This is a genomic window from Parabacteroides sp. AF17-28, from assembly GCF_003479205.1.
GTDB classification, from domain to species: domain Bacteria; phylum Bacteroidota; class Bacteroidia; order Bacteroidales; family Tannerellaceae; genus Parabacteroides; species Parabacteroides acidifaciens.
The window spans coordinates 267,244-281,851 of record NZ_QUGV01000002.1 but is presented as its reverse complement, the minus strand read 5'-3'; the positions used below and the strand labels follow the sequence as shown (position 1 = coordinate 281,851).

Sequence of the window (14,608 nt, the reverse complement as noted above, 5' to 3'; positions counted from 1 at the left end):
TCGTATCAACTTTCAAGCCTGTACAAGCCTGTTATAGTAGCGATAGATATTCCTAAATAGTTAATGAAGTTCCCCCCAAGAAATATCGGGTGAGCCGTCGTATTTGATAAGAAAAGGTTTACTTGTAAGAAAAATAGAGCCTCATCCTTTCAGTCTATACTGGTCGGATGAGGCTCTTCATTTAACATTCAGAAAATATTGTTTAGGCGAATAAGCGGGAGAGGAAAAGATACAATAAAAGCGTGGGAACTGTCATCTATCCAAGCAAGAGGTATCGCCAAACACCTATCCAGCAGATAGACAACAGCCCACGCTTAATGTTTATATATTTGTATATATACAAAAAACGTGAGGCAATTGTTGTCTACTGTCCTTGCTGGATGAAAAATTGGCGATTTTCTTGCTTAAGGACAATATGATAACGCTTTTGTTTTTATTAATATGTTATTGCAACGCCTTGCAATAATGTTCGTGACAAAGATAATGTATAAATGATATGATTTATATACTTTGTATCTCTTTTTATTAGTTGTAATGGTATCTAATGCCGGATTTGTTAGCCAGACTCTGTCTGTACAATTGTAAACCGCCGGGATGAAGCCATGAGCGTCATTGATATGCTCTTCATCCGTTGAGATAAGCAAGGCTTTATGTCTTAAGCAGTTTGCTTTTATGGGCATTCATAATTGAGTCCCGCGATATGTCTCTTGAAAAATGATTCAAAAAAGGTTATACTTTTACAACCTTTTTGTGTACTTTTCGCTATCTTTGTATTGTTTGTTGATAAAATAAATCCGTATGAAGTATCTTAATATAAAGAAGGCGCTGGCTGCATGGCAGAATTTGCAGCCGCTGTCAGAGAAAGATAGGGAAAGGCTTAGCCGCCGCTTTACTGTGGACTTCAACTACAACAGTAACCATATTGAGGGTAATACATTAACTTATGGACAGACGGAGATCTTGCTACTTTTCGGCAAGGTGATTGGAGAGGCGGATGTGCGTGATGTACAAGAAATGGCGGCAAGTAACGTAGGTCTACGGATGATGACAGAAGAAGCTACAGTGAAAGGAATACCGTTGACGCAGAATTTTATCCGGACATTGCATAAGACCATACTGCGAGAGGATTACACTGTATACCGTAATTTACCTGGTGGTATACAGACAAGTTATGTGATTCATGCCGGACAGTATAAGACACGTCCTAATAGTGTTATTACACGATATGGGGACAGATTCGAATATGCCTCACCAGAGGAAACTCCTGGACTGATGGGTGACTTGATAGACTGGTATAATGCTGCAGAACAAGGGGGGAAACTCTCACCGGTAGAATTGGCTGCACTGTTTCACTACCGTTATATACGCATTCATCCTTTCGAGGACGGCAACGGTCGTATTGCCCGGCTAATGGTGAACTACATCCTAACTCGCCACGACTATCCGATGATTGTGGTCCGTAGTCGCAAAAAGAGTGAATATTTGGAAGCTTTGCATCAGGCTGATCTCGAAGTAGGTCCTATACCTTGTGATGGTGCCCATGCAGATATCAAGGATATCCGTCCTTTTTTGAAATATTTCAATGACTTAGTGGCAACAGAAGTATATAATGATGTGTTGTTTGTGAGCGAGAGGAATGATAATGTGTGGTGGTATGATGGGGAACGGATTGCATTCCGAACGCCTAATTATACGAAGATACTGAACGCTATGCGAACACAGCCAACTTTGACGCTCGCGGACATGAAAGAGGAAACGGGCATCAGTGTGACGGCTATTCAGAAATTATTGGATCAGCTGGTTTCCAAGAAGTATGTAGAACGCGGAGAGAAGGATGGAAGCTGGAGAGTGTTTGTGACACAATAAAACGGATGCGTATTACATGTAAAACATCATTACTGTCCCATTAAAATCTAAATTCGTTATCAGAGCAAAGAAGATTCTTCAATGCAAATTTATTTTCGTATCGAATCCTTAAATTTAAGGAGCATTAAAACCGGATTATCTTCTTCTTTCATTGTGGAAGCAATTTTCTTCAGTTTTTCATCTGTGATTTCATTATTCTGATAAGCTTCGACTAAATCCATCGCGTTTAATGTAACCATGCCGTAGCCATAAGCAACGGAAGTCAGATTTATATATATGGGATTCGTGTTGCGGGTGGTTATAGCTCGGTTATGGTAGACTGGTGTGAACCATTCCTGGGTTTCCCGGTCATACATATAAAGCTTTTCTCTTTTCTCTCTTCCGGCACTCATATCGCTCATTTTAACTGTTACATGCCGGGGCATACGGCTTATCCAAGCATATCTGTCGTTTATTCCGAGGAAATATAGAAGGGGAGCCTCTGGATCTTTTGTCGGAGCGGCGAGTGGGATCATTACAGGAGTGAGCGTCAAATCCGGATGTAATTGATAAATGGTATCTAATGCCGGATTTGTCAGCCAGACTCTGTCTGTACAATTGTAAACCGCAGGGATGAAGCCGTGAGCGTCATTGGTATGCCCGTCATCCCATAATATCTTCCGATTGCTTGCAATAAAAAAGGGGATTTCTATAGATAGAGTGTCTGCTTTTCCTCCAATTTTGGGTAATATGAAATAAGGATGATAGGAGGATTTTGCATCTTCGCGGTCTTTATTGCATAAAAGATAATCGTCATTCAGATTGAGAATATTCATCTTCATGATATCTTCTTCGATTAACGTACGAAGATAGTTTCCGGAAAAATCATATACTTTCAGACTCGTATAGTCGGCAATAAAGACCTCTTTCCGCTTCCAGTCAACGATATTAAAGATGATCGCATTGTACTCTTCCGGACCTTGTCCTCTTCTACAAATACGGCCTTGAAGTTCTTGTCCCTTGGCATCGAAAAGGAGGATTTCACCAACTTTGCCGCCTCTTGTTACGATTCCTTTATCAGAGACAATAGAAGGGGATGAGTTGACAAGTATGGAATCGGATGTAGCCAAAGGTATATATTCCACATCGGCAATATCTTGTAAGTAGATTTCTTTCTGTGGATAATCTTTGGCTACATCGACTACTATCAGTTTTGTGGTATCATCGTTTGCTTTTTTGCAGGAACAAACGGCAAATAGGATTAAAATGCAGGTTATATATATCATGTGATTATAAGAGTAAGTTTAATGTGCTTCCAGCCAGTTTGTGCCTTCGCCGCAGTCAGCGATCAGGGGAACCTGAAGTTTGATAGCGCCTTCCATTTCTTCGAGTACGATTTGTTTCACTTTTTCCAGTTCGTCTTTATGGACATTGAAGTTTAATTCGTCGTGTACCTGGAGAATCATTTTGCTTTTCAGACCTTCGGCTTCGAAGCGGTTGAAGATACGGATCATAGCCACTTTGATGATATCGGCGGCGCTTCCCTGTATAGGCGCATTGATGGCGTTTCGTTCTGCATAACCTCTCACAATGGCATTATGGGAGTTGATATCCGGCAGGAAACGCTTCCGCTTGTAGATTGTCTCCACGTACCCTTTTTCTTTTGCTATCAGAATGCTGTCGTCCATATAGGCACGGACGTCCGGGTATGTCTTGAAATAGCCTTCGATCAACTCTTTGGCTTCTGCACGGGGGATGTTCAGGCGCTCGGCAAGTCCGAATACGGAGATACCATAGATAATGCCGAAATTGGCCGTTTTGGCTTTCCTGCGCATATCGGAGGTGACTTCTTCAACCGGGATACCGTATATTTTTGCTGCTGTAGCTGCGTGGATATCGGCTCCGCTGCGGAAAGCTTCGATCATATGTGTATCGTTGCTCAAGTGGGCCATGATGCGGAGTTCGATCTGCGAATAGTCCGCAGAGAAGAATATACAGTTGTCATTCTCGGCTGTAAAGGCTTTGCGGATCTCGCGTCCCAGTTCGTCACGCACCGGAATGTTCTGCAGGTTCGGATTGGTGGAGCTGAGGCGTCCGGTCGAGGTGACGGCCTGGTTATAGGAAGTGTGTATCTTGCCGGTCTTCGGGTTGATCAGTTCGGGCAAGGCATCTATATAAGTGCTGAGTAACTTTTTCAGTCCGCGATATTCCAGCAGTTTTCCTACGACAGGATGTTTGGAGCGCATTTTCTCTAATATATCTTCACTTGTGCTGTAGCTGCCTGTCCGGGTCTTTTTTGCTTTCTCTTCTAACTTGAGATGGACAAAAAGGATCTCGCCAACTTGTCGGGCGGAGTTGATGTTGAATTTCTTGCCTGCCAGTTCATATATTTCTTTTTCCAGCTTTTTCAGCGTGGCAGTCAGTTCTTCGGATGATTGTTTCAGGGCAACCGTATCTACGGTAACACCTGTATATTCCATTTCTGCCAATACATATATTAATGGCATTTCAATATCGTAGAACAGCGATTCCAGTCCTTCTTTTTCTAAGTAGGGGGCAAAATAGTTTTTCAGTTTGAGTGTCACATCGGCATCCTCGGCTGCGTATTCGGCAACCTGGGCGACAGGAACGTCGCGCATGGAAAGTTGTTTCTTTCCTCTCGGACCGATCAGTTCCTCGATGTGCACTGTTTTATATTTGAGGTACGTTTCGGCAAGGTAGTCCATGCCGTGACGCAATTCCGGATTCAGCAGGTAGTGGGCGATCATCGTATCGAATAACGGGCCGGCTATCCGGATTCCGTATTTGCGGACAACCAGAATGTCGAATTTTATATTTTGTCCGATCTTGAGCGATTTCGGATTTTGGAGGGCAGGAGCGAAGTGGGCGAGTATTTTGTCCGCCTCTTCGCGTTCAGCCGGAACAGGGACGTACCAAGCTTCATTTTCCTTTACGGCGAACGACATTCCGACTAATCCGGCCTTCAATGGGTCGATGCTGTCTGTTTCCGTGTCAAAAGCAAAAAAATCCTGTTCGTTCAAAAAACGGCCTAAATCGGCTCTTTTTTCCTCTGTATCAACGAGATGATAGGTGTGGAGTGTCGTTCTTAAGCTCGCGAGAGTCGAATATTTTGGAGCAGCCGTAGGTTCGGTCGCAAATTCTTCAAAGAGCGAGCCTTGAATCGGGCCGTTTTCGGCCACTTTTTTCTTTTTGCTACTTTTGGCAGGGGTAGCGGTTGTTGTTGAGGTGGACTTGAACTCTGTTTTGACTTTTTCCGGTTCTCCGGATAGCTTGTTAATAAATGTTCTAAATTCTAATTCTGTGTAAATCTCAATCAGACGCTCTTCGTTCATCTTCTCGCGGATGCATTTGGCGGCATCGAACTGGATGGGAACATCCGTCTTGATCGTTGCTAAGAATTTGGAGAAACGAATCTGCTCCATATTCTCGATGACCTTTTTTTGGAGGGAACCTTTCAGCTTGTCGGTGTTCTCTAAGAGGTTCTCGATAGTTCCGAATTCTGTCAGTAGTTTTTGAGCGGTCTTTTCACCGACACCCGGGCAGCCGGGGATGTTGTCCGAACTGTCGCCCATCAGTCCCAAGAGGTCGATCACCTGGTCGACGGAAGTAAGTCCGTATTTGGCCAAGACCTGGGGGACACCCATAATCTCGTAATCTCCGCCGAAACGGGGACGGTACATAAATATATGCTCGGACACCAATTGACCGTAATCTTTGTCGGGCGTCATCATGTAAACCTCGAATCCTTCTTTTTCGGCTTGCTTGGCTACCGTGCCGATTACGTCGTCAGCCTCATAGCGCGGTACTTCCAAAATCGGGATATTATAGGCTTCTATGATGTCCTTAATGTAAGGGACCGATTTGCGGATATCTTCCGGAGTTTCTTCCCGTTGCGCCTTGTACTGTTCGTAGGCTTCGTGGCGGAAGGTCGGGCCTTTCGGATCGAAGCCAACAGCTATATGAGTTGGGTTTTCACGTCTCAGGACTTCTTCCAGACTATTGATGAAACCAAAGATGGCCGAAGTGTTCATGCCTTTGGAGTTGATACGCGGATTCTTGATAAAGGCGTAATAGGACCGATAAATCAATGCATAAGCATCTATGAGGAATAACTTCATCGCTTTTAACACGTTTTAGTGTGACAATTGTCGGTAAATGTACGAAAAAACTCGCTTACTCGATACTTTTTGTTACTTTTGCGCATCTTAGGATCGATTATGAAGGATAGAAGTAAAATAGAGAAACCGGTTGCCGCAGAATTTAAACGTTTCAATGATGAGTTTGCCGCTTCGCTGCGAAGCGAGACGAATCGTCTGCAATCGGCTATTGATCAGATACTGAATGCGAGTGGAAAACATGTCCGCCCTTTATTGGTGCTGCTGGCTGCGAAAACATGCGGGCAGGTGACGGATCATACGATTAATTCGGCTGTTTTACTCGAATTGCTTCATACTGCCACGCTTATCCATGATGATGTTGTTGACGAGACTAAGCAGCGTCGCGGCGTTCCTTCCCTGAATGCTATATTTGATAACCGCATTTCTGTCCTGGTAGGGGATTATGTCCTTTCCACCGCTTTGATCCGTTCCATTCAGACGGGTAATCTGCAAATAATAGGAATTGTTTCGAACTTGGGGCGTGATCTGTCGGAAGGGGAGATCAAACAACTCGAGACTGCCGAAGAAAGCATTATTGATGAATCCTGCTATATGCAGGTGATACGGAAAAAGACGGCGATGTTACTTTCCGCTTGTGCTGAAATAGGGGCTATTTCTGCCAATGCTTCCGATGAAATGGTGAAAAAATGCCGTGAGTTCGGGGAATATTTGGGCTATTGCTTCCAGATTAAAGACGATATATTCGACTATTTTAAAGAAACTAATATCGGGAAACCGACCGGTAATGATATCCGGGAAGGAAAGGTAACGCTTCCTTTGCTGCATGCTTTGCAAACAGGCCCGAAAGAGGAGGTGGACAATTGTCTGCGTATTATTAATGAAAAGGATTTCTCTGCAAAGAATATCGACCTGCTGATCGATTTTGCTAAAGCAAACGGAGGAATCGAATATGCCGGACAGCGGATGCAGGCGTATCATGATAAAGCAGTCGAAGTTCTCCTGACTTTACCCGAGTCGGAGGCCCGTGACGGATTATTGCTACTTGCCGATTATATTGTAGAGCGTCAGAAATAGAATAAAAGAAAGGGGATGCAGACTATTCTGCATCCCCTTTCTTATTATTTCGCTACTTCATATACTTTATATGAGTGGGGCATCAAAGTAATGAGATACCTGTTTGCATGATCCCGCTGGTTTTCGGGTAGCTTTTCAACCAGAGTGCCTTTCAGCATATCTTTCACCGCTTCTATCTTTTTATTGGTTACAAGACGGATTGTAACAGGTTCGTCGCGGAACGATTCTACGATGAAAGTGCCGTTGTCATAAAGGAAAAGGCTTACTTTCGCAGGACCTTCTATATACATGTCCAAATCCTGGCTCAACACACGGCGGTAAGCATTCAACACGCCTTCGGGCAGGTCATACAGGTTTCCGTAATCATCCGGAATAGTCATCACATACAGATTTCCTTTGGAGTAGGGGGCCCGCAGCAGCATCGGGTAACCGCTTACACCTTTCTGCAAGGGGCGTCCGGCGCTCAATATATCCCATGCGTCATTGGTCTGGTAGCGCACTTGCGTGATCAGGATGTCTTTGTCGGCAGTGCCGGCACGTCCGAAGTCATTGACCAGGGCTTTAAGGTCTGAGGCACGCAGTTCGGCTATATCTGCTATTTTCTCGGGAATGGCTGCCAGTAATCCGCTGGTGATGACAACATCGCCGCCTTTTTGCAACTGTTTTTTCATCTTTGAGATAATATCGGCATCGTATTTAGCCTGTTCCGTCAGAAGGATCACCTTCTGGTCTGTCGGGAATTGGGAATACATATCCATCGGAAGGCCGATCATTCCGAGATAGTTCTGCAAAAAGTCATCTCCCAATGAATGGAAAGGCTTGTAGTTCTTGATGCCGATCGGTTTCCCTAATTTGTAGACAAAAGCGTCGATTTGTTCGAGCGATACGCCGGCTACGCGTGCGATCGTCGTCGGAAGAGTCGTGCTGCCGTTCGGCAAACGGATAGGCTTCATCATTTCGTCGTAGTTGAAGCTGGTTCCCATTCCCTGCCAGGGCGTACGGTGGATTTCAGGACGCAGCTTGGTCCCTAACAGTTCGTGATAGGCAAAAAGTGCAATTTCAGGTGCTTTGGCAAACATACTGAGCCAGAGTTGTTCCGCATAGCGGTCCATACCCATATTGGAACCGCCCGAATCCACCCAGCCACCGAAGTTATGTCCCGGGCGCAGGTTGTCGAAATAACGGATGATATTGTAGCTTAGGTAGTTTTGCAGATGCTGGGCGGAGGAGGGATCGCGTGTCTCCGTGCCGCTCCAGATTCCGTCGAATATCTGCGGACCGGTGGCGAGGTTGAATCCCAATCCCTGGAAATGGTCGTACCAGTTCGGATATTTGATGATGATCTTCACATTCGGATTCACCTTCTTTGCCGGATTGATGACCAGGTTCTGTCCGGCTTCCGTCATCAGCTCGGTGCGATATTGGGTCCAGCTCTTGTCACCTTTTGCCTTGATGTCGATATCGGACTTGCTGCTGGTGAAGAAGAAGTCGTCGAGGATGAAATTGTCAAAGTGCTTGGCTGTGTGTTCGGCTATTTCCTGTACCTTCTTCCGATGTTCGGGGTTGGAATAGGAGAAGGTCTCGAAGCTGTTCGACTCGTCGATCGTGTAGGTGATACCGCCTCCGACTTCTACGCCTCTGTCCTGGAAGAACTTCTTTGCCTGTTCCAGTGTTTTGTCCGGAACAATCAGCAGGTCGCGGTGTGTTTCCAGATAAATCTTGTCTACTTTTACCTGGCTGGAGATAATGGTCCAGGTAGAATCCAACCAATGCAGGTCTTTCATTTTTTCTACTTCGTAAGCCCGCGTATAGACGGATACTTTAAAGCTCTTGTAATTGCCGGCATGCCCCACTAAGGAGATGCCCATGCTCATAATAAGCGCAAGAATTAAGAATCGTTTCATGGTGGTAATTATTTAATTTTCTGTTTTTATTTATCCGATAGGAGCTGCTGTGCCGCTAATACCAGGAACATATAATGCGATGAGCCTCCGCCTAACACATATTCGACCTGCTGCCAAAGGTAAGGGAAGACCAGCAGTTCGGGGAAATCCGGACGAATCAGAGCTGTTCCCGAAACCACACCGCCCGGGATATACGACCAATCGGCGCGGTTAAGGCCATAACCGACTGTTGCCGACACTGCACCCACTCCGGATGCAAATGATGCCGTATTTGTGCCCGGATGGCATCCTAAGACGAAATTCAGCGCATTGTACACATATTCCGGTCCGAAGATATCCGGATAAGCCGTGTGCAGGAAGTAATGGCGGTAGCCGAACGACTGTATGTCCCAACCGGCTCCCCAAATATGCGGACGATAGGGGATGCCATAAGGTGTTTCAGCCCCTTGCTTATCCAACTCTGTCCGGAAACCGGCTAACGCGTTCCGGACAGCCTTACTGAAGTCGGCATCGTTCATTTTCTTTTCAGCCCGGCCGATGAACCAACCTACACGGCCGATGTTCTGGGCAATAAAGTCTTTCTCTTTCAGCAGATAGTTCTTGTATTGCTGGTCGCCGGTAGTCAGATAGAGTTCGGTTGCGGCGTGTACCTTTGAGGCCTTTGTCTGTGCGGATTCTTTCGTCACGTCGAAGAGGGTACGGGCGCAATCTAATGCTTGTACGCTCAGGGTATCGTTGAATCCTTTCAAGACGCGTGAAGCGGCAGCCATTTGGGCGGCAGTCGTCAGTTCGCGGTTCGGATTGTCCTCGGTGAAGACCCAGCGATCGTCTTCGTTTCCGGCTACATTGTCGGTCATCGCGGAAGCATCTCCGAGCAGCACATACTGGCGGAGGCCGTTACAGATAATACCTCTGTACAGGCGTCCCAAGGCACGGTAACCGCCGATAACGGTCAGGGCGCCGTTTTCCACCTGTTGCAGCATATCCGGTTTCCCGTCGGGTTGATGAATCTCTGTGATCCGGCTGTGCTGGTCGATGGCGGTAGCGTCGTAGTCCACATGGAAGGCTTCATAGGCGAGGGCCAGGATATAGGCTTCTCCGGCCTGCGATTCCACCCGGAGGTCGAAGTCGCCTGCATCATGCCAGCCGCCGATGTTCAGGCCGGGGACTACATCGCCCGGATTGTACTTCGTCAGTGTGGAAGGCCCTTGCGCATAGCCGTCGATATGGTTGAAGTTGACAGGCGCCATACGGGCATCGTCCATATGGCAGAAATCATGCCATACGCGGTATTTCTCGTTTACCCGCATGTGGCACATTTGTACCGGGAGGAAGTATTCCAGGACCGGTTGCCAGGTGCCACGATCATACACATCTTTCGCAATCCGGAAGATGGAAGAGACGGCATCTCCGTAATGTACCTGGTATAAGCCTTCCTCTTTGATAGACGAGAAGTCGAATTTCAGGTAGTTGTAACGGAGGAATTGTCCCCATTTCTGTCCGGCGGCGGCAAGCACTTCTTTTTCTCCGTCGGGGGTAATCTTGTAGAGTTTCGGTTGCTGAAGTCTTGTATCTCTTTTATCCAGCTCGATAACAGCGACTTTGGGCTGGTTGGGATGATAGCCTAATTGGGACGTTTGGACAACCGGCGTATAGATCCAATCCTTTACAACGTTGGGTGTGATGACCCACCGGATCGCTTCTTTGGTCTTTCCGGCCGGCACTTCGCTCCGCACGACAAACCAGCCGTTGTTGTGGTTCATCCGGCCGTCATACAGTTTTAGGTCGGAGCCTTTTGTCTCGATCGTGTACCGGCTGTAAGGATCGTCCGGGCGGACGGTGAAACGTTTTCCGACAGCATAAGGTTCCGACACGATGTCGTCAGCCACAATCGGGCTGTAGCCTTTGCCGGCCAACATCTCCGCAGAGGCTTTCCCTTCCGGATTGAAGTTACCGGTATGCGAGTGGTTGGCCGGTTCGTAGCGCGTAGGTCCGTTCGCCTGCTGTGGGAAAATACCCGTCTGCGTGTCCATAATCCAAGGCTTTCCGAAGAGAGCGCCGGGGAAAAGTTCGAGGTTGAATCCGACCTTTCCGATAAATTCCTGTGGTATGGGACGATCCAGGTCGACTGTGACGACAACCGAACCGCCTTCTCCCTTAATCGTTACGGTGTAGTCGAATGCTAAATCTGGGTAAATCATTGGGTTGAATCCCGTCAAATGCCGCGAAGAATCAGGGAAACTCAAACGGGCCGTGATGGTGTTGGCTACGGGATCAAGATCCCGTTTTCTCTGTTTCGGGACCGGTTGCCATTGGCCGGGTGTCGGTTCGAGGCGAATATCTCCATTAGTGGCTACACGGTGTCCATGCATGATCAGGGAAACACCACCCTGATGGCCCTCCGGATAAATGTCGTCGAAGCCCATTACATTCACACCCTGGTTTTGGAAATAACCTTCCGGTCCTAATTTAAACTCTTGTGCCGTTGCAGGGAGTATACTCATCATTCCTCCCAGGCATAAAATACTCATTAGTCTTTTCATGTGTAAATCATATTATTATTAGTGATAACCGGTCATCCGGTCGCTGTTCCTTCTGATCGGTCTTGTGATTTTTCAAAGGATTTCCTGGCTTTTTACTTACAGTTAACGCATGAGCATAAAGCTCCCGACTGAATTGAGAAATATTAAAAGGTCCAAAGAAACACTGTCACTTATCTATCTAAGTGGCTATAAAGATATGATTTATATTGTAATAAAATCTTTTCTTCCTGATTTTTATTGTGGTGATAATCAATGATTGTTCCTAACGGGTGAAATATGTGTTGAGAAGTTCGGTTTGCTATTATATAATGGGTACATTTGTAGAATATTATTATAAAAACAGTGACTATGACAAAAAAAGAAGCAATCAAGCTCTTTGAAGAGCGTAAAGTTCGTACCGTTTGGGACGATGAACAGGAAAAATGGTACTTTTCTATCGTAGATGTGATGGGCGTGTTAACTGAAAGCCCTGATCCTACGGCTTATTGGCGTAAATTAAAACAACGATTGAAGCAGGAAGGGAATGAAACCGTGACAAGTTGTCACGGTTTGAAAATGCGAGCAGTTGATGGTAAGATGCGGCTTACCGATGTGGCCGATACCGAACAGCTTTTCCGTCTGATCCAGTCTGTCCCTTCTCCTAAAGCTGAACCCTTTAAATTGTGGATGGCACAGATTGCAAGTGAAAGAATCGATGAATTGCAAGATCCGGAACTGACGATTGACCGCGCTATGTGGGAATATAAGCGTTTGGGATATTCCGACAGTTGGATTAACCAACGCCTGAAAAGTATTGAAATCCGTAAGAACTTAACGGATGAATGGAAACGTTGTGGCATGGAGGAAGGTGTGCAGTTTGCTTCTCTGACCGACATCATCACAAAAACATGGTCTGATAAGACAACGAAGGAATATAAGGCCTTTAAAGGATTGAAAAAAGAAAATCTGAGGGATAATATGACCAATACCGAATTGGTTTTGAATATGCTTGCAGAAGCTTCTACAACTGAACTTTCGCAAGCTAAAGATCCGCAGACATTCGATGAAAACGCTTCTGTTGCGATGGAAGGAGGGAAGGTTGCCAAGGTTGCACGGCAGCAATTGGAAAGTCAGTTAGGGCGTTCTGTTGTCTCTCCTTTAAATGCGCATAACTCTTTAGGGAAACTTCCTGAGGATACGGGTAAATGAATTGAATATGATATATTAAGTTAAAAGAGTCTCCCAGGCGTAAGAATTTTGCTTGGGAGACTCTTTTTGTTTCATCACGATGAAACTTTTGTTCCCTTGTGGTGAAACTTTAGTTTCATGCCGGAGAAACTAAAGTTTCAGACTTGGGGAACAGGTGAAACTTTTTAAGAAATTTTTACTGTTGCGCTTACTTTCCTAAACGTTGCTCAATGTCTTCCACCAAGCTGCTTGCACCGATACGGAACAGGTCTTTATTCAGCCAGTCGTTGCCTAAGACCTCTTTCACGAGCGTGTAGTAGCGGACAGCATCTTCTGCTGTGCGGACACCGCCTGATACTTTAATGCCGACACGTTTTCCTGTGATGGAATGGTACTTTTTCAACACTTGGCACATCGTATAAACGGCTTCCGGGGTTGCGCCGGGATAACCTTTACCTGTTGATGTTTTGATGAAATCGGCACCGGAATAGAGGGCGAGGATTGATGCCTTCCGAATGCTTTCCGGAGCTACGAGGGCACCGGTTTCGAGGATTACTTTCAGCTTGGCGTCGCGGCAGCTTTCTTTTATTTCCTGGATTTCTTCCGCAATCTCCTCGTAGTTCTCTTCCATGAAATAGCCTAAATTCATCACTACGTCAATTTCATCGGCTCCCTGCATGACTGCCATGGCGGTCTCGGCAATCTTTATTTCCATAAATGTCTGGGAGGAGGGGAAGCCTCCGGCAACGGATGCAATCTTCACGTCCTGGGCAGCAAGTGCCTGCTTGACTGTTTCCACAAATAGGGGATAAGTACAGATGGCAGCTACGTTGGGAACGTCCGGGCGAGTGCCTTCAAAGTCGTTTACCTTGTCCACCAGTTTCCAGATGCTTTCTTTCGTGTCGATGCTGGTGAGGGAAGTCAGGTCGATGAAACTGTGAATTTGTTTCAGTACGTCCGGTGTGAAGTTCTCTTTTCCGTGCTTTTCAAGCAGTGTTTTTACCCGTTCGGCAACCTCTTCGGGCGAGCCGGCTGGTTCAAACTTGGCAAAGGCCTGCTGATATTTGTCGGTGTGGAGATGTTCGGTATCTTCATCGTGGTGATGATGTCCGCATCCACATTCATGATCGTGTTCGTGTGCCATATCTTATAGTTTTTTATTGTTTATATGTCGTTCTTTATCGCGGTCGGTCTTCTTCTGCAGGTTCTTTTCGAAAGCGGCAGTCAGATCGACACCTGTCTGGTTGGCAAGGCAGAGCAATACCCATAAAACATCCGCCATTTCATCGCCTAAATCGCGGTGTTTGTCGCTTTCCTTAAAGGACTGTTCGCCGTAAGTGCGGGCCATGATGCGCGCCAGTTCTCCGACCTCTTCCGTCAGGATAGTCATATTCGTCAGTTCGTTGAAGTAGCGGACGCCATACGTTTTGATCCAGCTGTCCACCTGCTCCTGTGCCTGTTTAAGCGTAACTTCTGCCATATTATTCTTTATTTTGTGAGTCGATCCAAATCGTAACAGGGCCGTCGTTGAGCAGCTCCACTTTCATATCGGCGCCGAATGTGCCCGTTTGTACCTCTTTGCCGATTTGCAGGCCCATTTCCGCGCAGAAGGCTTCGTACATCGGAATCGCTATGTCCGGCTTGGAAGCGTGGATGTAAGAAGGACGGTTTCCCTTCTTGGTGGAGGCATGCAGCGTGAATTGGCTGACCACCATTACTTCGCCTTCCGTTTCGATTACGGAACGGTTCATAACGCCGTTTTCATCGTCAAAAATACGCAGGTTGGCAACCTTCTTGCACAACCATTCGATGTCTTCCCGGGTGTCGCGGTCTTCAACGCCGACCAGCACGAGCAGCCCTTTTCCTATTTTAGACTTCAATTGCCCGTCAATGGTGACCGAGGCGTGCTGTACCCGTTGTATCAATGTTCTCATAT

At 46.4% G+C, this 14,608-nt stretch carries 10 protein-coding genes; 3 read left to right on the top strand and 7 right to left on the bottom strand.

Features of this window, described 5'->3' with window-relative positions:
* Window positions 1-798: 798 nt before the first annotated feature.
* Window positions 799-1,866, top strand: a complete 1,068-nt coding sequence (locus DWW90_RS02495) for a Fic family protein (protein ID WP_122343869.1) — start codon at window positions 799-801, stop codon at window positions 1,864-1,866.
* A gap of 89 nt (window positions 1,867-1,955) precedes the next feature.
* Here the strand turns inward: DWW90_RS02495 and DWW90_RS02490 are convergent, their stop codons facing one another.
* The gene (locus DWW90_RS02490) at window positions 1,956-3,131 is read right to left on the bottom strand and encodes a 6-bladed beta-propeller (protein ID WP_122343868.1); all 1,176 of its coding nucleotides are present in this window, start codon (window positions 3,129-3,131) and stop codon (window positions 1,956-1,958) included.
* A gap of 18 nt (window positions 3,132-3,149) precedes the next feature.
* Window positions 3,150-5,984, bottom strand: coding sequence for a DNA polymerase I (gene polA, locus DWW90_RS02485; protein WP_122343867.1), 2,835 nt, complete (start codon window positions 5,982-5,984; stop codon window positions 3,150-3,152).
* A 99-nt stretch (window positions 5,985-6,083) separates the two neighbouring features.
* On the opposite strand from polA, the gene DWW90_RS02480 reads away from it, so the two are divergent.
* A complete protein-coding gene (locus DWW90_RS02480) occupies window positions 6,084-7,058 on the top strand; it encodes a polyprenyl synthetase family protein (protein WP_122332212.1) in 975 nt (324 codons plus the stop codon).
* 44 nt (window positions 7,059-7,102) lie between these two features.
* Here DWW90_RS02480 and DWW90_RS02475 read toward each other — a convergent pair whose 3' ends face one another.
* Window positions 7,103-8,962: a hypothetical protein gene (locus DWW90_RS02475; protein WP_233547632.1), complete on the bottom strand. Its 1,860-nt coding sequence runs from the start codon at window positions 8,960-8,962 to the stop codon at window positions 7,103-7,105.
* Between the two features lie 26 nt (window positions 8,963-8,988).
* Complete coding sequence (locus DWW90_RS02470) at window positions 8,989-11,505, bottom strand: glycoside hydrolase family 9 protein (RefSeq protein ID WP_122343866.1); 2,517 nt, start codon at window positions 11,503-11,505, stop codon at window positions 8,989-8,991.
* 348 nt (window positions 11,506-11,853) lie between these two features.
* On the opposite strand from DWW90_RS02470, the gene DWW90_RS02465 reads away from it, so the two are divergent.
* Window positions 11,854-12,693, top strand: a complete 840-nt coding sequence (locus DWW90_RS02465; protein ID WP_122343865.1) for a Bro-N domain-containing protein — start codon at window positions 11,854-11,856, stop codon at window positions 12,691-12,693.
* A 187-nt stretch (window positions 12,694-12,880) separates the two neighbouring features.
* On the opposite strand, the gene deoC is transcribed toward DWW90_RS02465, so the two are convergent.
* From deoC to dtd, 3 genes are read right to left on the bottom strand one after another with little or no spacing between them, the layout of a single operon-like run.
* Entirely contained in the window at window positions 12,881-13,816 is a 936-nt protein-coding gene (gene deoC / locus DWW90_RS02460; RefSeq protein ID WP_122343864.1) for a deoxyribose-phosphate aldolase, read from the bottom strand.
* Window positions 13,817-13,819: 3 nt separating this feature from the next.
* A complete protein-coding gene (locus DWW90_RS02455; RefSeq protein ID WP_122343863.1) occupies window positions 13,820-14,152 on the bottom strand; it encodes a nucleotide pyrophosphohydrolase in 333 nt (110 codons plus the stop codon).
* Between the two features lies 1 nt (window position 14,153).
* A complete protein-coding gene (dtd, locus tag DWW90_RS02450; protein ID WP_122343862.1) occupies window positions 14,154-14,606 on the bottom strand; it encodes a D-aminoacyl-tRNA deacylase in 453 nt (150 codons plus the stop codon).
* Window positions 14,607-14,608: the final 2 nt, after the last annotated feature.

Coding starts and splice junctions, on each gene's coding strand:
- DWW90_RS02495 (WP_122343869.1), top strand. CDS start 799: ATGAAGTATCTTAATATAAAGAAGGCGCTGGCTGCATGGCAGAATTTG.
- DWW90_RS02490 (WP_122343868.1), bottom strand. CDS start 3,131: ATGATATATATAACCTGCATTTTAATCCTATTTGCCGTTTGTTCCTGC.
- polA (WP_122343867.1), bottom strand. CDS start 5,984: ATGAAGTTATTCCTCATAGATGCTTATGCATTGATTTATCGGTCCTAT.
- DWW90_RS02480 (WP_122332212.1), top strand. CDS start 6,084: ATGAAGGATAGAAGTAAAATAGAGAAACCGGTTGCCGCAGAATTTAAA.
- DWW90_RS02475 (WP_233547632.1), bottom strand. CDS start 8,962: ATGAAACGATTCTTAATTCTTGCGCTTATTATGAGCATGGGCATCTCC.
- DWW90_RS02470 (WP_122343866.1), bottom strand. CDS start 11,505: ATGAAAAGACTAATGAGTATTTTATGCCTGGGAGGAATGATGAGTATA.
- DWW90_RS02465 (WP_122343865.1), top strand. CDS start 11,854: ATGACAAAAAAAGAAGCAATCAAGCTCTTTGAAGAGCGTAAAGTTCGT.
- deoC (WP_122343864.1), bottom strand. CDS start 13,816: ATGGCACACGAACACGATCATGAATGTGGATGCGGACATCATCACCAC.
- DWW90_RS02455 (WP_122343863.1), bottom strand. CDS start 14,152: ATGGCAGAAGTTACGCTTAAACAGGCACAGGAGCAGGTGGACAGCTGG.
- dtd (WP_122343862.1), bottom strand. CDS start 14,606: ATGAGAACATTGATACAACGGGTACAGCACGCCTCGGTCACCATTGAC.